Annotated in this window: 16 protein-coding genes and 2 pseudogenes; 8 read left to right on the top strand and 10 right to left on the bottom strand. The window is 41.0% G+C overall.

The window, feature by feature from the left end; all coding sequences use genetic code 11:
* Positions 1-549 precede the first annotated feature (549 nt).
* From A4S05_RS10440 to A4S05_RS10430, 3 genes are all read right to left on the bottom strand, one after another.
* A complete protein-coding gene (locus A4S05_RS10440) occupies positions 550-1,080 on the bottom strand; it encodes a hypothetical protein (RefSeq protein WP_069069762.1) in 531 nt (176 codons plus the stop codon).
* A 944-nt stretch (positions 1,081-2,024) separates the two neighbouring features.
* On the bottom strand, positions 2,025-2,447 hold the full coding sequence (locus tag A4S05_RS10435) for a hypothetical protein (RefSeq protein WP_069069761.1): 423 nt from the start codon (positions 2,445-2,447) through the stop codon (positions 2,025-2,027).
* 165 nt (positions 2,448-2,612) lie between these two features.
* A complete protein-coding gene (locus A4S05_RS10430) occupies positions 2,613-2,945 on the bottom strand; it encodes a winged helix-turn-helix transcriptional regulator (RefSeq protein WP_069069760.1) in 333 nt (110 codons plus the stop codon).
* A 102-nt stretch (positions 2,946-3,047) separates the two neighbouring features.
* Between A4S05_RS10430 and A4S05_RS10425 the strand changes: the two genes are divergently transcribed.
* From A4S05_RS10425 to A4S05_RS10415, 3 genes are all read left to right on the top strand, one after another.
* Positions 3,048-3,785 carry an SDR family oxidoreductase gene (locus A4S05_RS10425; RefSeq protein ID WP_069069759.1) on the top strand — a complete coding sequence of 246 codons (738 nt, stop codon included), beginning with the start codon at positions 3,048-3,050 and terminating at the stop codon, positions 3,783-3,785.
* 110 nt (positions 3,786-3,895) lie between these two features.
* On the top strand, positions 3,896-4,564 hold the full coding sequence (locus A4S05_RS10420) for a DUF1294 domain-containing protein (RefSeq protein WP_069069758.1): 669 nt from the start codon (positions 3,896-3,898) through the stop codon (positions 4,562-4,564).
* Positions 4,565-4,745: 181 nt separating this feature from the next.
* Positions 4,746-5,354, top strand: a complete 609-nt coding sequence (locus tag A4S05_RS10415; protein WP_370684421.1) for a Uma2 family endonuclease — start codon at positions 4,746-4,748, stop codon at positions 5,352-5,354.
* An 82-nt stretch (positions 5,355-5,436) separates the two neighbouring features.
* Here the strand turns inward: A4S05_RS10415 and A4S05_RS10410 are convergent.
* A pseudogene (locus A4S05_RS10410) lies at positions 5,437-6,537 on the bottom strand (nickel-dependent hydrogenase large subunit); the annotation flags it as partial.
* 115 nt (positions 6,538-6,652) lie between these two features.
* On the opposite strand from A4S05_RS10410, the gene A4S05_RS10405 reads away from it, so the two are divergent.
* The 4 genes from A4S05_RS10405 to A4S05_RS10385 all read left to right on the top strand — a co-directional run bounded on the left by A4S05_RS10405 (position 6,653) and on the right by A4S05_RS10385 (position 9,912).
* The gene (locus A4S05_RS10405) at positions 6,653-8,140 is read left to right on the top strand and encodes a site-specific integrase (protein ID WP_069069757.1); all 1,488 of its coding nucleotides are present in this window, start codon (positions 6,653-6,655) and stop codon (positions 8,138-8,140) included.
* A gap of 339 nt (positions 8,141-8,479) precedes the next feature.
* Entirely contained in the window at positions 8,480-8,953 is a 474-nt protein-coding gene (locus A4S05_RS10395) for an RICIN domain-containing protein (RefSeq protein ID WP_069069755.1), read from the top strand.
* A gap of 282 nt (positions 8,954-9,235) precedes the next feature.
* Positions 9,236-9,568 carry a DUF5674 family protein gene (locus tag A4S05_RS10390; RefSeq protein WP_256090917.1) on the top strand — a complete coding sequence of 111 codons (333 nt, stop codon included), beginning with the start codon at positions 9,236-9,238 and terminating at the stop codon, positions 9,566-9,568.
* On the top strand, positions 9,565-9,912 hold the full coding sequence (locus A4S05_RS10385; protein WP_069069754.1) for a hypothetical protein: 348 nt from the start codon (positions 9,565-9,567) through the stop codon (positions 9,910-9,912). Before A4S05_RS10390 ends, A4S05_RS10385 begins: the two co-directional genes overlap by 4 nt.
* 229 nt (positions 9,913-10,141) lie before the next feature.
* Here A4S05_RS10385 and A4S05_RS10380 read toward each other — a convergent pair whose 3' ends face one another.
* On the bottom strand, positions 10,142-10,360 hold the full coding sequence (locus tag A4S05_RS10380) for a hypothetical protein (protein WP_069069753.1): 219 nt from the start codon (positions 10,358-10,360) through the stop codon (positions 10,142-10,144).
* A gap of 576 nt (positions 10,361-10,936) precedes the next feature.
* Between A4S05_RS10380 and A4S05_RS10375 the strand changes: the two genes are divergently transcribed.
* Positions 10,937-11,794, top strand: a complete 858-nt coding sequence (locus tag A4S05_RS10375) for a hypothetical protein (RefSeq protein WP_069069752.1) — start codon at positions 10,937-10,939, stop codon at positions 11,792-11,794.
* A gap of 249 nt (positions 11,795-12,043) precedes the next feature.
* Here A4S05_RS10375 and A4S05_RS10370 read toward each other — a convergent pair whose 3' ends face one another.
* The 5 genes and pseudogenes from A4S05_RS10370 to A4S05_RS10350 all read right to left on the bottom strand — a co-directional run bounded on the left by A4S05_RS10370 (position 12,044) and on the right by A4S05_RS10350 (position 19,862).
* On the bottom strand, positions 12,044-13,600 hold the full coding sequence (locus A4S05_RS10370; protein WP_069069751.1) for an ATP-binding protein: 1,557 nt from the start codon (positions 13,598-13,600) through the stop codon (positions 12,044-12,046).
* A 521-nt stretch (positions 13,601-14,121) separates the two neighbouring features.
* Positions 14,122-14,631 (bottom strand): annotated as a pseudogene (locus A4S05_RS10365) (nickel-dependent hydrogenase large subunit); the annotation flags it as partial.
* A 197-nt stretch (positions 14,632-14,828) separates the two neighbouring features.
* The gene (locus tag A4S05_RS10360) at positions 14,829-15,791 is read right to left on the bottom strand and encodes a hydrogenase small subunit (RefSeq protein WP_069069749.1); all 963 of its coding nucleotides are present in this window, start codon (positions 15,789-15,791) and stop codon (positions 14,829-14,831) included.
* 638 nt (positions 15,792-16,429) lie between these two features.
* Positions 16,430-17,293 (bottom strand): DUF928 domain-containing protein, encoded by an 864-nt coding sequence (locus tag A4S05_RS10355; RefSeq protein WP_069069748.1) that lies wholly within the window; start codon positions 17,291-17,293, stop codon positions 16,430-16,432.
* A 172-nt stretch (positions 17,294-17,465) separates the two neighbouring features.
* Positions 17,466-19,862 (bottom strand): CHASE2 domain-containing protein, encoded by a 2,397-nt coding sequence (locus A4S05_RS10350; RefSeq protein ID WP_069069747.1) that lies wholly within the window; start codon positions 19,860-19,862, stop codon positions 17,466-17,468.
* Between the last annotated feature and the right edge of the window lie 31 nt (positions 19,863-19,893).

Genomic DNA, 19,893 nt, shown 5'->3' with positions numbered 1-19,893 from the left:
CTTCCCCTCCACAACTTCATGTGTCTCAAATCACTCTCTCTACTGCCTGATTTTTAAACCCCTACCCTTGAAAGCCCTAACCCCCCTTAAAAAGGCTACGGTGTGTACACAAGTCTGAAATAGCTGATTAACGAAGGTTTTACCCCACCCTAACCCTCCCCTTGCAAAGGGGCTACGGTGTACACACAAGTTGAAAAAAGATCAATTTCCCATTGTTCTTTCGTTTATCTCGTTCCTATGCTCTGCATAGGAATGCCTGTTTAGAGGCTCTGCCTCTAGTCAAATATTGAGTCAGAGACTCAATGAATGCATTCCCAGTCGGAGACTGGGAACGAGGAACGAGGAAATGCTTATCAAGCTAGGTTTTTAGGACTTGTGTGTACACCGTAGCTTATCCCCAGAGGGGGCCCCACCTTCCCCTTTTCCCTTTTTCGGTAAAAACTTTCAGTCCATAATATAGCCCAATAGCATAGTATGTACTGAAAAAATAATTATTCTTTGCCTGTGTTTGTTTACCGATTTACCCAAAGACTCTAATTACTATGGGTACTAAGCGAATGGATTTGAACCACCAGCAAATGGATTTGAACCACCAGCGAATGGATTTGAACCACCAGCGAATGGATTTTGACCACCTGCAAATGGATTTGAACCACCTGCAAGTGAGGTGATTACGTTATCACCCAGTTCCTCGTTAAGCCTTGAATTAATCTGGTCGTTAATAGTAACTCTCAAACCAAACCCATCTGTTATTTCACTTGTGCTGATACTATTGCTTTGGTTGCCAGCACCAGTCAAAGGGTCACGGACGCTAACTGCCGATGGATTTACACCGCCTGCAAAGATATTCCAGAAGTTATCATCAGCGAAAGGATTACCACCATAGGGGAAATCAGTTCCATTATTGCCACTACCACCGAATGGACTACCGCTACCTTGTCCATTACCAACACCGTTAAATATGTTGGAGAGGTCTTCATCACTCAGAACTTCACTCAGCCTACCGAAGGGTGAATTTATCAACGGATTGTTCCCACCATTAGAGAAGTTACCGCTATCGCTATTAATCAAATCTGTCATTAGAACTAATCCTCCTATTTTTAGCATGAAAATCTTTCTTGCATATAGGAATCCAACTTGAGTCTTGCGAGGTATTGATAAGAACCAAAACTTTATCAGGCAAGCTTTAAAGCAGATTGGCTTTTCAAAAAAAGTATGGAATTCCTATAGCTATCTGAACAGACAAAGTTAAGTCTGCTTCATGAGTTTTTTGTTTTTTTTAGCCAAATAGTTATTAGTTCTTAGTTTGTAATTTATGCTAATTACATCCACAATCTATTTGATTTAGCTTCTCAAGACAATAAAAAATATTTTGATAATTTTGTCAAATCTTTAGATATTTTAATGCAATGATTTAGAAAAAGCGATTATAGCGGTTCTTGACCCAGCTAAGTACAATTTTGACCTCTCTCTAAACCTCTTTCCTAAAAGGAGAGAGGCTTTGAATTCTTTCCCCTTCAGGAATGGGGTTAGGTTTATTTGCATACCCGTACCTCACCGGATTGAAAATGGGTATAAAATACTTGATAATAAAATTAAATTTCCGTTAAATATGATATTGCAATAAACAATGTTTTGATAAATTTGCTAAATTTTTAGATATTTAGCATCCTAACTCTGGTTTTGTTCGTCCGAGACGCTGTAATTACTTTGAGTAGTTGCCGTAATTTGCAAAATACGCGTTTATATCAGAGGCTCTGACTAAATAATATAGACAAAGCCTCTGAAAAATAATTTATCAAACAGAATTCAGTTGGGTATTCTGTATGACTGGTGGATAGCGTAGCGGTAGCAAGTCAGACGCTCCTACGTCACTAACGCTGCGCTATCGAGCGTCGCGAGCGTCTGAATAACCGAGTTTAATACCCCCACAAAATCTACGATTTTGTGGTGCAACAATTCAGTTGCAAGTCTGAATCCGCGACTGATTAGATTCTTCTGAATTTTTCTTCAACAGCAGAAAACTATAACTCTACACCATGTTTCTTGGCAACTTCAGTCAGTTTCTCATACTGATCTTGTGACACTTTAGTTAATATCTCTTCAGCCTGTTCTTTAGTACTTCCTTCTTTAGGAATTAAATACTTGACATAAAGAGATACAAAATCAGCAGCGATCGCTAAACCAGATAAAGCGTGTTTGTCAGCTTCCTTACCTGCGATCGCAGCTACTAAACCAGCTTTAATTGGGTCTGGTTTAACTTTCATGAACTGCTCGACAAGTTTAGGAACATAGTCTTCTGGTGGCAAATTATCTAACTTACTTCTATCAGGAGTAAAGTTACATTCTGCGGCTTGAGCTTGCTCTAAAACACACCATTCTATGTATTCTTGCAATGCTGCATCGGGAACGCGAGGGAGATAATTATGTAGCGCTAAATCAGACACAAGCTTACCGTGTAAATTGCTGTTTTATGCAAATGCATTAACGCAAGCCTAACCCACTATTTCTATAAGTTTTAGTGTGTTACGCTACGAGTTTTGAATATCAGGCATTGGGAATAGGACATTGGGAATAGGGCATTAGAAAATCTCTGCTCCACTTCCTAATTTCTATTCCCTAATAACTCGCTTTAGATGTTCTTGTCCCCAGTCGCAAAGAGCTTTTAATACAGGTATAAGAGTTCTGCCATAATCTGTAAAAGAATATTGCACTTTTAAAGGTAAATTTGAGTACACTTTTCGGTTAACAATTCCATCATTTTCTAGTTCACGAAGTTGTTGAATCAGCATTTTTTCAGTAATTTCAGGAATCAATTGTTTCAATTGGCTGTATCGTTTGGCTTCATCCTTCAAGTGCCAGAGAATCAAAATCTTCCATTTGCCACCTAAAATTTTTAGTGTTGCTTGCACAAATGATGTGCCTTCAGTTTGCTTTTCTGACATATATTATGCGAACTTACAAAAAAGTAAGTACTTCCCAAAAAGTAAGTATAAGTATATTTTTGGATTAGAGTAATTCCTATTTCAACGGTATAAAGGAAAAGCATGGAAGTTTTAGGTGCAACTGCCCTGGTAACTGGCGCAAATGGAGGTCTAGGGAAGTACTTTGTAGAGGGATTGAGAGCGCAAGGTGTAGCCAAAATTTATGCTGGCGCTCGCAAGATGGATGCTTTAGCTGAAATTGTTGCAACTGATCCGCAGCGAATTATCCCGATTCAGCTAGAAATTACCGATGAAGAATCTGTTCGCCAAGCTGCACTAAAATGCCAAGATGTCAACTTGTTGATTAACAATGCTGGTGTGGGCTTGAACCAGGGATTGATTGCTGCACCTGATTTGTCTTCCGCTAGGGCAGAAATGGAAGTTAATTATTTTGGGACGTTGATTATGTGCCGTGCTTTTGCTCCCATCTTGAAACAAAATGGAGGTGGAGCGATCGCTAATATGGTTTCAATGGTGGCGCGGGTGAATCTTCCTTTTAATGGGAGCTATGGCGCTTCTAAAGCAGCAGTTTTGTCATTGACTCAGGCGGTTCGGGCAGAGTTAGCGGCTCAAAAAACGCTGGTGGTAGCAGTGTTACCAGGAGCGATCGATATTGGTATGGGCAAGTCTTTCCCCGATCCAAAAGTACCTCCAGAAGAAGTAGTTCTGGATGCGCTGCAAGCTGTAGTTGATGGCATAGAAGAAGTTTACCCAGGTGAGCAGGCCAAGCAACTCAATGAGCAACTAATGCAAGATCCTAAAGGAGTTGAAAAGTTTATTGCGACATTTTTACCAGGGTAAAGAGTTGATGGAGCGATGTCTCCGACGGGCTACGCCTACGCATTTTTGGTGTTATCTATTTGTGTAAATTAGGGCATACTGTAAAGCAGGTATAAACATATAATTTGTTCATGAAACCTGCTTTACATAAAGGGCAACTAATCACATGGAAGGACGATCGCGGGTTTGGTTTCATACAACCTAATGATGGTAGTCAAGAAGTCTTTCTACACATTACAGGATTTAAAGACGTTAACCGTCGTCCTCAAGCTGGTGATTTCATTTGTTATCAATTAACAGTTAGTAAAGATGGCAAAGTACGCGCTTGTAATGCTTTTATTGAAGAAGTTAAATCAAAATCCTTATCTTCTACCGCACCAAATAAGTCTGTATCCAGAACTGTAGATAAATCTTTATCATTAGCATTAAATACATTACTTCTATCTTTACTACCAGGGTTGGGTTCAATTCATCTTGCACTAACAACTGGCAACCCAATTCCGCTAATTCTTTATCCTGTCATGAGTTTAATTACTTTTGGACTATATGCCGATGATAAGTTTCGCGCACAAGAAGGACGATGGAGAAGGCAAGAAAATACTTTGCATCTGTGCGAATTTATGGGTGGTTGGTTAGGTGCATTTGTTACTCAACAGAAGCTACATCACAAAAGCAGCAAAGTTTCTTATCAAGTTGTATTTTGGGTGATAGCAATTCTTCACATTATATTTTGGTTAGATTGGCTATTTTTTGGTAAAGCGTTGATAAATCTGTTTTTTGGTATTACTTCTAGGGGGTAATTAAGTTTAGTCTGATTGTCATAGATCGCTCACTTCGATGACCAATCCAGTAAGCTGTAAAGTGAGTGTTGTTTAGGAATCTATAAACTACAGAAATTTCGATGCCTTACCCTATGACTAACGCACCTGATAATTAAATTAAGCGCGTAAGTCCTAGAGATATTGTGATAATAGTAAGCTAATGATGTTTTTACCAGAAGGTAAGGTGATTATGGCAATCACATTAGATAAAGCTGCATCTGGGAATATGACTCTTGAGGAGTTCTTTAATTATGACGATGGTACAGATGCAATGTATGAGTTTGAAGATGGAGAATTGCTTCTGATGACGGCCGAGAGTGAGATAAATCGACGAATTGCCATGTTTATCCTTGTCTGCTTTGTGCAACTGGGTATACCTGCTTATCGGCTGTCGATGAAAACGGAAATTATGACTACTGGCTCACGGGTGCGCGTTCCTGATTTAGTGGTGTTTTCTGAGGAGTTGGCGACAGCGATGGAGGGGGCTAAACGATCTACGGTAATGCCAGAAATGCCACCGCCGTTATTAGTGGTTGAAGTGGTAAGTCCAAATCAGAGTAGTCGTGATTATCGCTATAAGCGATCTGAGTATGCCGCACGGGGTATTTTTGAGTATTGGATTGTTGATCCGATACAACAGCGAGTGACAGTTCTGGAATGGGTAGAGGGTTTTTATGAGGAGAAGGTGTATTTAGGAGATAGTGCGATCGCTTCGCTTGTATTTGCTGATCTAAAGTTGACTGCTGTCCAAGTTTTGCAGTGCCATTAACGACGACTGCATGAGTCTTGAACAGCTACAAGAACTGATGGATTGAAGAAACGGTGATAGAAAGCTGGAAGAATTTTGAGAATTAAGCTGTCCGAAAACGTGCCAACTCCTCACCAGTCTTCGCATCATGGGCGTGGACTGTACACACCAAACATGAATCAAACGATCGCGCCACATGACCAACTTCCACCGGATCGCTAGAATCGTAAATGGGTGTCCCAATTAACGCTTCTTCAATGGGGCCGCGGATTCCTTCACCGTCACGAGGCCCAATATTCCAAGTACCAGGGGCAATCACTTGGTAATTCTTAATTTTACCGCCCTCTACTTCAACCCAGTGAGATAAGGAACCTCGCGCCGCTTCCGTTGCACCCCAACCACGACCATCTTTTTCTGTAGGTTTAATATACCAAGGGTCGTTTAATTTGAATTCGCGCAAACAGTGTTCAGCTTGGCGATATAACTTGACAATTTCGTGAACTCGTGCTAGCTGACGCACATGAATACTAGGGCCACCCATCCGTTTGAAGACATCAAGGATGAAGGGGTCGTAGTGTTGCCAAGATTCGCCATGTTTACCGCCAGCTACTAATTGCCGCGCTAAGGGGCCAGTTTCCAAGCGTCCGAAGTCTTTGTGCAGGACTGCACTCGACCAAGAGTAGGCGTTATCGAAGTCTTTGGTATTGATTGCAGTGGGTTTAGTGGTGCGATCGCTAGGATGAATGTCTTCTGTCCCTTCATCGTACCAGGAGTGAGTTGTATTCTCGCGGATAAATGACTGATCCATTAAAACGTGAGTGTCTGCGAAGCTGTCATACACTCCACTTTTCATAATCATCGCCGCATTTCGCCCTTCGATAGTCGGCTTTTGGTATTTATCTTCATGGGCTAAATATCCCCAAGTGACATATTTACCAACACCAGCGCCATATCTATCTAGACCGATATCCAAACCCATCCGCCAATAAAAACCTAAGTCGGAATCTCGATGATTGCGGTCTTCATCCAGCCAATCTCTGAAGTCATCATAACTTTGGATTTGTTCGTAGCGTTCTAAAGAACAACCCAACCACACAGGTTCTAACCAATTGGTGCGGAAATATTCGAGAAGCGCCCAAGCGCGGGTAATGTCTGTTAGTGTTGGGGCGCACATCACGCCACCAGGCACCATATAACTGCTGTGGCAACTGGTGATATGCTAAAAATGTTGCTGAGTAACTTATTAATAAAGTAATTTTGCTCGGCAATAACATTTTATTTTCACCATTTCAGCTTATAAATAAGGGAATATTTAGGGAATGAGCGGACAAAATCAAAATCAGGGTAATTGCAATCAGCCAAACTTAATATCGGAGACATATCCCCAATCTACAGATGAGAATGCAAATGCAGACTCAAGGGACTGGTTCGCCGATATGTTTGCAGATTTTGAGCCGCAGAACACCACAGACGGTAGCTACAGAGGAACAATGGCGAAAATTAAAGCAACAGAATTACAGTATCAAGAAGTTTTTGAGCAGAAGTTAATCGAAGCTAATACTAATTTAAAGAGGGATAGAATTAGAGTTAGCATTAAACAAACTGGGAATTCTCTTCAGTTACGAGCTACCTTACCGTTAAAACCAAGCGATGCCTACGGCGGGCAAAGCCAACGCAGCTTAGGTAAAGAAAAAAAGCAGTATGACTTGTCTCTAGGGATACCAGCAAATTTAGAGGGACTGAAAACTGCGATCGAGGAAAGTTACGAGTTGGGTAAATTAATTGCTCGTCATACTTTCGAGTGGGATGAGAAGTATTTAGGAATTAAATCTAGAGAAAAGCAAGAGATAAAAACTATTGGGGAATTATTAGATACATTTGATGAAAAATATTATCAAACCCGTCAGAAAACTATAACTAGTCAAAATACCTTTGCTAACTATATATCTGTTATTAAAAGAAACTTTCCTTTAACAACTTTAGCAACAAAAAATAATCTTGAAGAAATTATTAAGTCATTTCAGGGAAATAAAAAAAATGAATTAATAGCGGTAACTTCTGTTTTGATCAAAACCTTTAAGTTGGGATTTATACTTGATGTGACACGGGATCATGTCACTCCTGCCCATCGAGAAATACCTGACAATGATAAAATAGTATCTTCTTTTGAACTATTTGAAAAATTCGCCCTCAATCGCAAAAATACAAACATCACTGATGAAATAGACACCTGGGAAATGTGGCGTTGGGTATATGGGATGTTGGCAACTTTTGGGTTAAGACCAAGGGAATTATTTGTCGAACCAGATATTAATTGGTGGATGTGTCCCCAAAATATAGACCATACTTGGAAAGTCAATAAAAATACAAAAACTGGATATCGAGAAGTTATCCCCTTTGTACCGGAATGGATAGAATTATTTGATTTACAAAATCCCAAACCATTAAAGATTTTAGAAAAAAAGGTGACAAAAATTGCATCTGTGCAAAATATTAATTGGATGCGGAGAGATATATCCAGATGGTTTAGAAAAGTGGGAATTGAGTTTCAACCCTACGATTTGCGTCATGCTTGCGCCATTCGAGCGCATCTTCAGGGAATACCAATTAAAGCCGCAGCAGATAATTTAGGTCATACTGTTGATGAACATACAAAAACCTATCAGCGTTGGTTTGGGATTGAAAACCGGAAAAAAGCTTTTGGTGAGGTAATTAGTCAAAAGTCGTTAATTGAGTTGCAGAAGAATGAAATATTGGCGTTAAGGATGGAGAATGAAAGGTTGAGAGGATGTTTTAAAAGTCCTTAGTTATGTATCAAAAACTTTTAGATCCCCCTAAATCCCCGGACTTTGACTCCAGTTCCCCCCTCTTAATAAGGGGGGTTAGGGGGGATCTGCAAGTGCTTGGTATAACACGAAAAAGTTTTCAAACACCCTCTAAGGTTGGAGGTGGAAAAGTTGAAATTATTGGAGAATGTTTAAAAAACCAGAGTTCCGTCTATCAGCCGGAAAAGGATGATAGCCAGAAAAATTCGGTGTAATAGATGGGTATTGACGATATCAAGAAAAGTTCTTGATATACGGAAACGACGGAAACTTTCCTTATATAGTTAGACAGCAAAAATATTCGTAAAAACGTGAAAAACGATGAAACGACTTTTGATTTCTCTAGTAACCTCTAGTAGCTTATTAGTTCTTGCTCTCAGCGCTCATTCTGCTCCAGCACCTTCCAGAGTGATTGGTTTCACGGGCAAGTGTTTAGATGCCGACTCTAATCAAGGTGGGCGCAGTGGTTCTACCATACAGATATGGGATTGCTTGAACCCTGGACTGAATCAAAAGTGGATATTTGATGGGAGTCTAATTAAGTCTGCTACTTATCCAAATATGTGTTTAGATGCTGACTCCAATCAGGATGGTGCCGATGGTTCCAAAGTGCAGCTTTATAGCTGTACCAATGGAGGAAATCAAAGATGGAAATTTGATGGTCGTTTAATTGAGTCAGTTGCCTATCCTGGCAAGTGTTTAGATGCTGACTCTAATCAGAATGGTGCCAATGGTTCTAAAGTGCAGCTTTATAGCTGTAACAATGGAGCAAATCAAAGATGGAAAATTCAGTAGATACTTATAGTGCGATCGCTGATCTTGTAGTGTGATCGCTAATCTTGTAGTGCGATCGCTGATCTTGTAGTAGCGTGACAAGGCTAAAGTAGTGCATTAGATTTATGGTTAAGAAGGTGCTGAAGCGCAACTACGAACCTTTTTTATTGCAACATTTTAGTCTTGTCACGCCAGTAGGGTGCGTTACATTTCATTAACGCACCTTTTTGAATTAAAAGAGTTCCTTTCAAGCCTTCTAGTCAGCTAGAATGATTTAATAAATTTGTTCCTATTTTACCCTTGATCATTCATATTTTACAAGAACCTGCAACACTTAACCAAATCAACGAGATGCTTCAAGCCAATCGTTTCTATATTAAAACAGCCGTAGATATACGTCATCAAATTTTGGCAGGTGGAGGTGAAATGCACTCGGACTGCGAAACTATTTTACTTGATAATGGAAGTCAACAGCAGGATGTTTGGGGCGCGAGTTGGAATCCTATTTCTCAAGAGATTTTTTATGAATCAATGGTAAATCTCCGGCCACGTCAAAATAGAGCGATGGAAATTTTAGATCCGACGATTCGTGAACAGGTAAAACAAATCATCCACAAATTATTAGGAGGCGTATGAATAACTGGACTGTAGAACAAATTGCCTTTCGGTGCGATCGCCTTTCTGTACGTCTGGAAAGATTAGCACAGAACTTTCTGCAAATGGCATCTCTCAGTTTGGATGGGGTTAATGGGGAAGCGGTACTTGGGATTGTTAGAGAAAGTAAAGTATTTTTAGAACTGACAGCGATTGATTTAGATGTGGACAGTGCCTTTGAACTGGCTCAAATGCAACGTCAATTGTCTCGATGGCATATTCATTGGTGGTCAACTTGGGCAAGTGATTCTAGTCGTCTGGAAATTTCAACCTTGTCTCAAACCTGGGCAAATCGAATTAGGCAGATGGCAAGAGTTCTGGTTTAAATTCCCATCTCTTAACCCTGATATAGTTAGTGTGATCGCTAATCTTGTAGGGTGCGTTTTTTACGACAACGCCTAATTACTCCGCCGGTAAATTCCTGGGAACGTACCAAGATTGTGGACTTGAAGCAAGCGATCGCAGTTTAGAGGTGTTAGATTTGCGGTTAAACATCTTTGAGAAAAGCGATCGCCAAACTCAAACAAGAATTGAACATCAATATCGAATTGGCTTCTATACAGGATTTCTTACCTCTTGGCTATCCTGAATCATTTGCATCAGAATGTTTGCAGCTTCCGTTGCATCGTAGGGCGACCAAATCGGGTACTCTGATGCAGAAAAGATGACTTGTAGTTCAGCGTCTGGGATTTGTGTGGCTAGGAGTTTGAAGAGTGATAATTTGTCTGACTGACTCAGATTGTTGACCAAAGGAATTAACTCAGCGAGTGACATGGTTTAAACTCCCAGATATGCAAGAATACATTGATCGTAAGATATCTATAAGGTACGGTCTAACAATCCCGTTGCACACCGACCGTATCAGGTTGGTCGGTGAATCTGAGAGATTACTTGGGGCTGTTAAACATCTTTGAGAACAGCGATGCCTCCGGCACGCTGCGCGATCGCTCAATATCCAAACAAATAAATCAATACTTCTATACTTAAGCTAAAACGTAATCATTCAAGATTAATATATTAATATTTACGTATTTAGACTTAGAAAAACCGCGCTTTATATTTTAGTAATAAAAAAAATTATACTTAAAAACTTGTCTCGTGCATCCTTAAACTGCGATCGCTAGGTTAAAATGAGAGGGCGATCGCAAAGATTAGGAATTGAGAAGCGATCGCAGCATAACAAATCATTGGAGCAGGCAAATATGATATTTTAGTTTTGAGTTGGGAGCGATATCTGCGGTAAGCTACGCTAACGCCTAGCCGCTCAATTCAACCGTTATGCAGCTTGAATTCTTGTTAACAGCAACAGCTTGAAAAATATCACATTAACCTCAGCTTAAAATTTCAAAGATGAATTTATCTAAAGACTTGTTCCGCAAAGGTTTGCCAGTTAGTTTTTCTCTTGTCGTCATCATGACTTTCCTTGCGCCGAAAGCAAAAGCTGAATATGCTTGCGGTGGCGCAGGGCCCGGAGAGATAGTGGTTGGGGAAACCCAAGGTGGGAATGGTGTTGCATCTGTTCTCCTTTGTGACAGAGACCCGAATTATCAAGAGGAACCAGAAGATCGAGGAAGTGATAATTCTCGTTCTCGTTATTACGACCCTGAGTTTGCAGCTCTACAGTTTCAAGCCGCTGCTGCTCTACTCAATTTGCAACAACAAGCTCAATTATTGCAAGATCCAACGTATCTGAAATATCTATCGGGCAGTTGGAAGCTTTTTCCTACTTCAAGGTTAGAGGGGGTAAAATCAGGTAGCTATTGTGTTGCATCTTTTTTCAAGGCATCAATGGATCCAGAAGCTAAAGACGCCCCAGTAATGATCAATTTGTCGGGACCGGGTGGCGACTACAAGGGCGCTCTCCTGACATTTGCAACCGAAAGGATTCCTAGACCTAAAACGATACAAACAATCACGGTTACTTTGATTCAAAACAATGACCCTCCTGCTACTGTCAAGGCATACAATTACACAATGCCAAATCTGCCATTTGGGGTGATTGCTTTTGCTGTACCGACAATTGATGCAGCTTTAGCGGGGATAGAAGATGTCCAGCATTTTGATGTAAAAATAGATGGTAAGTCTGTTGCTAAGACCATGTGGCATAGTGGGCTAAAGGTAAAGGATGAATTTCGTAAGTGCTTGAATGGTAAACCTTATTCGGTAACAGAGATTGACATAGTGCCGGAGCGTTTGAAAAAACCATAACTCAGAATGATAGGAATTGCGGCTAATGCTTCATCATCAATCTGAGTGGGAAAATAGACTGTACGGCGTTGCGTGATTACAGCAATTTTCGGGTACATGAACTACATTTTATGTCTCACGCTTGCGGTAGGCGCAAACGCGAATAGCGCCTCGTAGAGAAGATCGCAAAGGTAAGAGTTTTAAAGGTTCAATTTGGGAATTTCATACCTCAATTCAGCAACACCCAAAATGTCTAATCATTCAAAATACTCACGCCCGAATCACAGTAATCGCACGTTGATTTTCCGTCACCACAACCTGAGTTGATAAACGTTCTTCCATTGGTAGCGCATTTTTACGCCTGTCAAACACAAATAACCAACCAAAATCTAACCCCAAACGCCCTAAATAGGATTCTAATTGCTCAATACCCTCAGTTTGAGGATCACGCTTTTTCTCCCGCCATACCTTTAACTCAATGCCTAACGTTACATCTTTGTAACGCAGACATAAATCCATTCTGTCACTACCAATTGCATATTCCCTCTCCAGGGTTCCACCACCGTTAACAACACGATGCAAGAAAGCCATTAATACGATATGCGGTGCGATTTCATGGTAGCCAGTACTACCTAATAACGGTTCCCCGTGCTGTCGCCAAAACTTGAGAAATGCTGCAAGTAACGCATCTATATTTAACTCTCCTTCTGGGGTTAACCAAGTTGGTGCAATCACTGGTAGGGAAGCCATTGGTGTCACAGTTAATACCCTGGGTAAAACTTCCCGATAAATTGGATTAGCAATGGTTAATCCACCCTGGGGATGCATTTTACACAAACCCAAATCAATCACAAATTGAATATCATCGTTGGGTATATCCCCCAATTCCAAACCTGCTAACATCGGCTCGATAATTGCTTTTATCCTTGGTTCCCGTAGGCGTTCAGCTAAACTATCGAGATGAGTATCTTGACGGGCAATTAATATTTCCTGTGCCTGTAAAATATGTTCTTTTGTAATAGAAATACTTCTATCTTTAACCATTTTTTCCACAACTTCTTTAGCAAGAGCATTAACTAACCAAGGTTGTCCCTGGGTTAAATCAAAAGCTGTGGCTGTGGCTTCTAGAGTGAAAATTTGTCCTGTCGCTTCGGTATGTTGTTGGTATAGTTCTTGTACCTCTGCGGCATTAAAATTTCTCAGGGTAATGGAAGTGACTTTAATATTAAAAGGACTGGATGTGTTTAATCTGTCACTACCACCCGATGCAACCTTATAATCCCGCACATCGCGTAAACCAATTAATCCTACGGACGAGGGAAAATTTTCTGGACGATTGGGAAAACCATCTCGTAATTGGCGTAAAACTGAAATTAGTGTTTGGTCTTGTAGGGAGTCAATTTCATCAATAAATAATACCAAAGGTCGGGGGGAAGACTGTGCCCAAGTCTGCAAAAAAGCCCTAATTCTCCGTCCTGGTTCTTCTTTTTGCCCTTGTCTAACAGGTGGTTGCAATTCATTGGGTAATCGGATCGAAATTGTATCGTACCAAGTTCCCAAAATCGCCAATTCTGCTGCACCTGGGTCATGATTAAAAGCACTTCCCACCTCTACCGATACCAATACTGCTGCATAACTTCCAGTTGCGGTAAGTTGCTGTGCTAGGGCTAACATTGCCGTTGTTTTCCCCGTTTGTCGCGGTGCATGAACGACAAAATAACTTTCTTGTTCAATCAGCATCGGCAAGTCGGGGAGACGACTTGTTGCTGAGAGGGTATAGTGTTTGTCAGCTTTACATGGACCTGCAATATTGAACCAGCGAGACATGGGACGTTGGCAGTTGGCGGACACTTTGAGTTTAGACGATTTTGGGGTTGTCTTATCGCATTTGAGATTCTCTGCGGCGGGTGATTTGAAGCGTTAAACATCTTTGAGAAAAACGATCGCTCAATATCCAAATAAATCAATACTTCTATACATAAATTTATATGTAATTATTTAAACGTAAATATTGCTATTTACGTATTTATGCTGAGAAAATTCCGGCTTTATACTTCAACAGCAAGAAAATAATTATACTTAACTACTTGCCTTGGACTTCCTTAAGTGCGTAGACGCGGAGCGGCTTGTCGCTAGACATCGCTAATCTAGGGTTAGGGAAAAATTAGGTAACGTCTGAGAAAAGCAAATAACTTTTAGCAGAGAAAAATAAATGGATTTACTGCTTGCTATCTTTGCTTATGGTGTAGCTGACCGTCGGTTTATCGCCTAATTTAAGGAAAAACCAGGGAATCATGACACATATCCTGGGAAATCCTTACTATATAAGCAATTCCCTAATTTATTTCCATATAACTGCTGTGAGGCCATTGTCCGCCTAATAGTGCATAAATTTCTACGGGTTTCGCGGAAATTGTGATGCCTAGTTCATAAGATTTGCCTGTGAAAGCAGCAAAGCGTCTCACAGCTTCCTCATAAAAGCGACTATGGCGGTATTTTTTATTGGTTAAATCAATGGCAAACAAACCATAAAAGTAGCGGGGAATGCTTTGAATGGTTTCGACGATTTGTCCAAGATTTCTTGCCAAAATTGCATTGCGGGGAACTTCTGTTTCCCAAGCTGTATCTAATGCCCAAGATGCACAAGTCAGGTGAGAACCGCCGCAAATTCCGCAAATGCGAGGCGTAACAATTAAGCCGGCTTGGGGGTCTTTACCACGCAGGATAACTTCAAAGCCGCGAAATAATTCAGCATGTGTCCAAGCATTGACTACTCTTCCATGTTCAATATCAACTCGGACATCTAAATCGCCTTCAACTCTACCAACGGGCGAAATGTCTAATGATTGAATTGTCATTTGTTATTTGTCCTTTGTCATTGGTCATTGGTCATTTGTCATTGGTCATTTGTCATTGGTCATTTTCATTCACGTTCTGCAAAATTGTCGAAACCCTTGATTTATCATTGAAAGGTAGAGGGGAGTGTGAAAGGTTACAGTCATTGGTCAAATCACAAAGAACAAATGACTAATGACAAAGGACAAATAACAAATGACTAAACTGTAAAAAAGTCTTCTTCTGCCCAAGGTGGTGCTGCATCTTTAGCCACCATTGTGAGTAAGGCGTAGTCTTTTTTGTTCACCCCTGGCGGTAATTCTTTAGGAACTCCCATTACTGTTTGGGTTTTAAATACGGTTCCTGGTTTGAGGTCAAAAAAGGGAAATTCTGGTTCTGTGCAACCTAAACAAGGCATTCCGGCACGGGTTTTAGATGAGACGCGGTTCCATAAGATGCGGTTGCAGGAAGAATGAGTCATAGGCCCCCGACAACCCAAGTCATAAAATAGACAGCCTTTGCGCTGACCAAATTCGGCGGTTGATGCTTTGTAGGCAAAGTGGACGTTGCGGGTACAACCTGTTTGGGTATAGGTGTTGAAGAAGGTTTGGGGACGATTTAGTTCATCGAAAGCAATGTCTGCTATCCGTCCAGTAGCGATCGCAACTAATATCTGCGTAATCCAGTCGGGATGAGCGGGACATCCAGGTATATTAATTACAGGTAATCCGGCTTGCGAGAGAAAATCTTTCCCTAAAAAACCGCCTTCTTGACGCTTGAGAAATTGCAAACCTTCCGATTCGCTGGGGTTGGGTGACATAGCAGGAATTCCTCCCCAGGTTGCACAGTCTCCCACAGCGACGATAAATTTAGCAACTTTGGCGAGGTCTGCTAACCAATCTTTCATGGCGCGATCGGCAAACCGATTCCATTCGCCAGTACCGTTGGGGGCGTTGACAACACTGCCTTCAAATACCAAGATATCTAGGGGAATTGTGCCAGAAATGCAATCCCGCAGCAGTTTTTGTAAATTGTTGCCTAGTTCCACTCCCAAGGAGGGATGCCAAAGTAAGTTGATACCAAAATCGGCAATCAAATCACATACTGTCGGTTCTTCAGCGTTGAGAAATGACATGGTGTTGCCTGAACAAGCACCACCTTGTAGCCATAGTACGTTAGTCATCGGCTATGCGTTTTTCTATTGTTTCCCATGCATGATGTAGGTGATAATGCTTGTCGAGTTTCACCTGTTTATCAATATTTGTTTTTCAATACTAAGATATTTTTTTCTTTAATTCGCTTTCATTAAAAAAGAATTAATCATTAACAATAACTGAAATTCCATCAATATTAATTTAAAGGTTTATGTCTGCTAAATGTGTTACAAAATTAGCAGATAGAACAACCACAAGCTTGGAATAATGCTGTACTTTCTGCGCTAACACACCCTACGTATATTCCAAAAGTCCAACAGGAGTTTTAGAGGATATTTGAAAAGTCCTCTTGTCGGTATCAAATATTTTCGATCCCCCTAAATCCCCTGATAAATTGAGGGACTTTGATTCCGGTTTTCACCTTTTGAAGCTACGGTGACACAAGTTGACTTACCCCCCTTAATCCCCCCAATGCATTGGGGGGAAACAAGAAATCCAGTTCCCTCCCCTTTGCAAGGGGAGGGTTAGGGTGGGGTAAAACCCTTGTTAATCAGCTATTTCAGACTTGTGTGCCTTTTGAAGGGGGGTTAGGGGGGATCGAAAAGTGCCTAAATATTACACCAAACCACTTTTCTACTATGATTCGTTGGATTGATGAAATTATTGCTTACTTTGATGATGGCACTGTGGGAAGAAAACTTTGCGATTTACTGAAATTCTTATTATTCAAAATGGGTTCGCAACAATTAATCACTGGTTGATTAGCTATTGCTTCTAAGCCAACTGAATGAAGCAAAGTTGTCCAGTTTGCTAGTAAAGTCTCATTTTGGGGATTTTTATTGCGTAATTCTGCCAAACTCACGATAGCATCGTACCAAACACCATTTGCAGTATATAGCGTTGCTTTTTGTTGGGGTGTTGCTTGTTTTAGTTGTTCTGTTAATGTTGAATTTTGGTTAACTCTTTGCACCCAGCCATCTGCATAATCCAGTCTCGTCGGTTGTTTTTGGTCGCATTGAACCCGCACTTTAAAAAACCAGTGATACATTTTTCCTACCTGCAATGAACCTTGATTTTGGGGATAATGAACGGTAATAATTCCTGGTGATTTTGGTGGTGTCAAATAAGTTCGGTATAAAGTTTGGCTTTTGTTATTAGTTTCCTCTTGCAAAACAAACTCTATGTTGGCTATAGATGATGCATTATAGGGAACAAAAAATAAGAAATAAGGATGTTCAGCGCTTGTTAAACCCCAAACTTGAGTGATGGAAACATCCGCTTCCTTAGCTTGTTTAAGAGTTTGTTGATAGGTCGGTACTAAGGCTGTTACCGTTTGATTAGCTGCATCGCATCCACGGCTTGCAGCCCCACCTCTAGAACCGGCTGCACTTCGGTCTGGTGGTGGTGGCGGTGGGATAAATTTGACTGAGGACAGATGATTATTAACTGGTAACGCCTGGAGTTGTAGAGGGTAGGATATATTACTAGTGAATGCTATCACCAAGGCTATGGTTAATTGAAGGTTTTTCATAATTCGTTGTTAAGCAAAAAGATATTTTTATCGAAACAGAATTCAGGAGTCAGGAGCCAGAATGGGCTAAACCTTAGCTATCCGCTAACAGAATGAATTTTGTACGAGTGGGTGACGAATATTGGTTAAAAGCGAGTGGAATAGTGGGCGAAAAAATTAAAATATTCTCACCTTAAAACTCTATCTCTTTATGGGTAGAGTATTCTGAATTCTGAATTCTGAATTCTGACTCCTGTTTTATAACAGCTAAGAAGATAACAGCACTACCTCCTAAAGCGATCGCCGCAGGTACAAAGGGAAGCCAATAACTGTATAGTATTAATAATATCAGGCAAGAACTGTATAAACTCAGGAATGCCACCCCCATTGCCAAGGCTAAATAAGCGAGTTGTCGCAGATAAGCTGCAAGCAAACCCCCCGTAATCGCCCAACCCCAAAGCCAAATCACTTCACCCCATACATCCCAAGTCGATAAAAGAGGCCGCCCATCTAAAGCCGCACTCAATAACTGACTTACCATCTGTGCTTGTAAAAAAACTCCTGCTATTTCCTGTGGTTTGCCTTGAGAGGAAGCGTAGGGAGTAAATGAATAATCACGAAAACTTTCGGCTGTTGTACCAATTAAAACTATCCGGTCTTTGATTGCATCGGCTTTGAGTTTACCAGCCAATGCTTCTTGTAGGGTAATACGAGGTGCGATCGCTTCTAAGTTCACAAAAGAGCGATAATTGAGTAAAATTTGGTGTCCCAATGCGTCAATACCTTGGTAGCCTCCGGTATGAGCCTCAATTGGTTTTAAGGTCAGCTTACCTAATTGCCAAGCACCATCAGGGCTAAATTGTAACTTAATTCCATTAGTATATAAATAACGTAATGTCAACTGCACATTTAAGGCATAAGGTGCAGTACAGGGAGATGAGGGAGGGGGAGTTAACGCCAACAGATGCCGCCGCACCACATTATCAGCATCGATGACGATATCACTAAAGCCGAGAGCGTTGGGAGAAATTTCTGGTGGTGGTTTGATGCCTGGTTTGCTAGTTTGGGGGTTACTAACTTGACATACTGCCACAAAGCGATCGCTATTTCTCATTCTTGCTGCCAACTTTGGATAAGCTGGCTGTACAGCATAATCTCGGTATATATCCAAACCAATCACCCGTGGTTGATATGCCTCTAATTTTGCCAATAACTTATCTAGAGCCTCATCTGATAAAGACCCTCGTCGATTGGGAGATTGGGCTTGTACATCTTCTTCGGTAACTGTAATTACCAGTATGCGAGAATCTGGTTTTTCCTGGGGACGCAGACGTAGCAGATGGTCAAACGCCATTAACTCCCATGATTGCAGTAAACCAAAATACCGTACTCCCATTAACAATGGTGTGGTAACTATGCTAGCAAGCATAAACGCAGACAAAGCTTGTCGTAGATTGATACCTCCCCTAGTTGGGGTTTTGGGTACGGATGTTATCTGCTGACTATTCTGGCTGAGGTGCAATTCTCGCCACAGCAGAGGTATAGTTGCGGGATTTTGATAAATTACAGGTAACCAAGTAGCACAGGGAAATTGAGTTTCTAGTCCTTGCAACCGTTCCCGCGCTTCTCTGACTGCTATATATAAAGATTTACCACAAGCAAAAGCTTCTAAAAAATACTTCAGGAATTCTTGCGCCACCCTATCAGGAACAGGTTCTCGCATGACGATGATTTGAGGTATATGCAAATCTGCAAACTCCCGCGCCAAACCCAAACCATCACAGGAGTTAAAAATGGCCAAATGTAAACCTCGTTCTACCGCTTTTCGCAAGCCATACTTTAATTGACTAATTGTCAAGCTTTCTGTTTGATTAATATAAATTTTCCCTTCATTACCGCTTCCATCAGTAGCACTATGTCCGGCGAAAAACAAAATCTGCCAGTCTTGTTCCCATAGCTGGTCAGTGAGGTCTTTACCTGATGGCTCGACTAGAAAGGTAGTATTGGCATGAGGTAATTCTTTCAAAAGCTGACTGTCTGTTTGGATATCAATTCCTTGACTATTACCCAAAATTGCTAAAACCTTTACCTGCGATTGAGGAGGTGAGTTGCGGCTAACTTGTTCATAACTAGGCGCACTCAAAGCGATTTCGGCTTTGGGATAACGTTCTAATAAATCCCACAAATGCCAAGGAAGTTTTTGCAATCTCAGGTCATTAGTTTGGAGGAGTACGCGGATATGGTCTTCCGGTAGCAGTTTTTCCAGCCATTTTTCGCGGATAGTCCGAAAAGTAGTGGATGATAGCCAGCTATTTAAGTGAAATCTCAAAGTATCCGCCGCTTTTTCGCAATCTTCCAAAGAAGGAGTTTGTGTTGATTGCTTAGGAATGCCGATAGGGCGACCAGAAAATTTGAGTTTACAGTAAATAGACTGCCATTGATGGTAGCAAAGGACAATTTCTGGGTCTGGTGGTAGTTCGCCACTAATTTCTACAATTGGTCGAACATTTTCATCACCAATTTGCAGTGTTACAGGAAATCCTGCCTCAAAACTACCTGTGCCTAACTTTAAAACTACTAACTTGCCCAACCTCAGTACTCCAGATAACGTAACTTACTTT

This window comes from Nostoc sp. KVJ20 (assembly GCF_001712795.1).
GTDB lineage: Bacteria > Cyanobacteriota > Cyanobacteriia > Cyanobacteriales > Nostocaceae > Nostoc.
This window is presented reverse-complemented; position numbering and strand designations above follow the sequence as displayed.

Excerpts from the sequence above, each read along its gene's own strand:
- A4S05_RS10440 (WP_069069762.1), bottom strand. The coding sequence starts at position 1,080 with ATGACAGATTTGATTAATAGCGATAGCGGTAACTTCTCTAATGGTGGG.
- A4S05_RS10430 (WP_069069760.1), bottom strand. The coding sequence starts at position 2,945 with ATGTCAGAAAAGCAAACTGAAGGCACATCATTTGTGCAAGCAACACTA.
- A4S05_RS10425 (WP_069069759.1), top strand. The coding sequence starts at position 3,048 with ATGGAAGTTTTAGGTGCAACTGCCCTGGTAACTGGCGCAAATGGAGGT.
- A4S05_RS10420 (WP_069069758.1), top strand. The coding sequence starts at position 3,896 with ATGAAACCTGCTTTACATAAAGGGCAACTAATCACATGGAAGGACGAT.
- A4S05_RS10415 (WP_370684421.1), top strand. The coding sequence starts at position 4,746 with ATGATGTTTTTACCAGAAGGTAAGGTGATTATGGCAATCACATTAGAT.
- A4S05_RS10405 (WP_069069757.1), top strand. The coding sequence starts at position 6,653 with ATGAGCGGACAAAATCAAAATCAGGGTAATTGCAATCAGCCAAACTTA.
- A4S05_RS10395 (WP_069069755.1), top strand. The coding sequence starts at position 8,480 with ATGAAACGACTTTTGATTTCTCTAGTAACCTCTAGTAGCTTATTAGTT.
- A4S05_RS10385 (WP_069069754.1), top strand. The coding sequence starts at position 9,565 with ATGAATAACTGGACTGTAGAACAAATTGCCTTTCGGTGCGATCGCCTT.
- A4S05_RS10380 (WP_069069753.1), bottom strand. The coding sequence starts at position 10,360 with ATGTCACTCGCTGAGTTAATTCCTTTGGTCAACAATCTGAGTCAGTCA.
- A4S05_RS10375 (WP_069069752.1), top strand. The coding sequence starts at position 10,937 with ATGAATTTATCTAAAGACTTGTTCCGCAAAGGTTTGCCAGTTAGTTTT.
- A4S05_RS10370 (WP_069069751.1), bottom strand. The coding sequence starts at position 13,600 with ATGTCTCGCTGGTTCAATATTGCAGGTCCATGTAAAGCTGACAAACAC.
- A4S05_RS10360 (WP_069069749.1), bottom strand. The coding sequence starts at position 15,791 with ATGACTAACGTACTATGGCTACAAGGTGGTGCTTGTTCAGGCAACACC.
- A4S05_RS10355 (WP_069069748.1), bottom strand. The coding sequence starts at position 17,293 with ATGAAAAACCTTCAATTAACCATAGCCTTGGTGATAGCATTCACTAGT.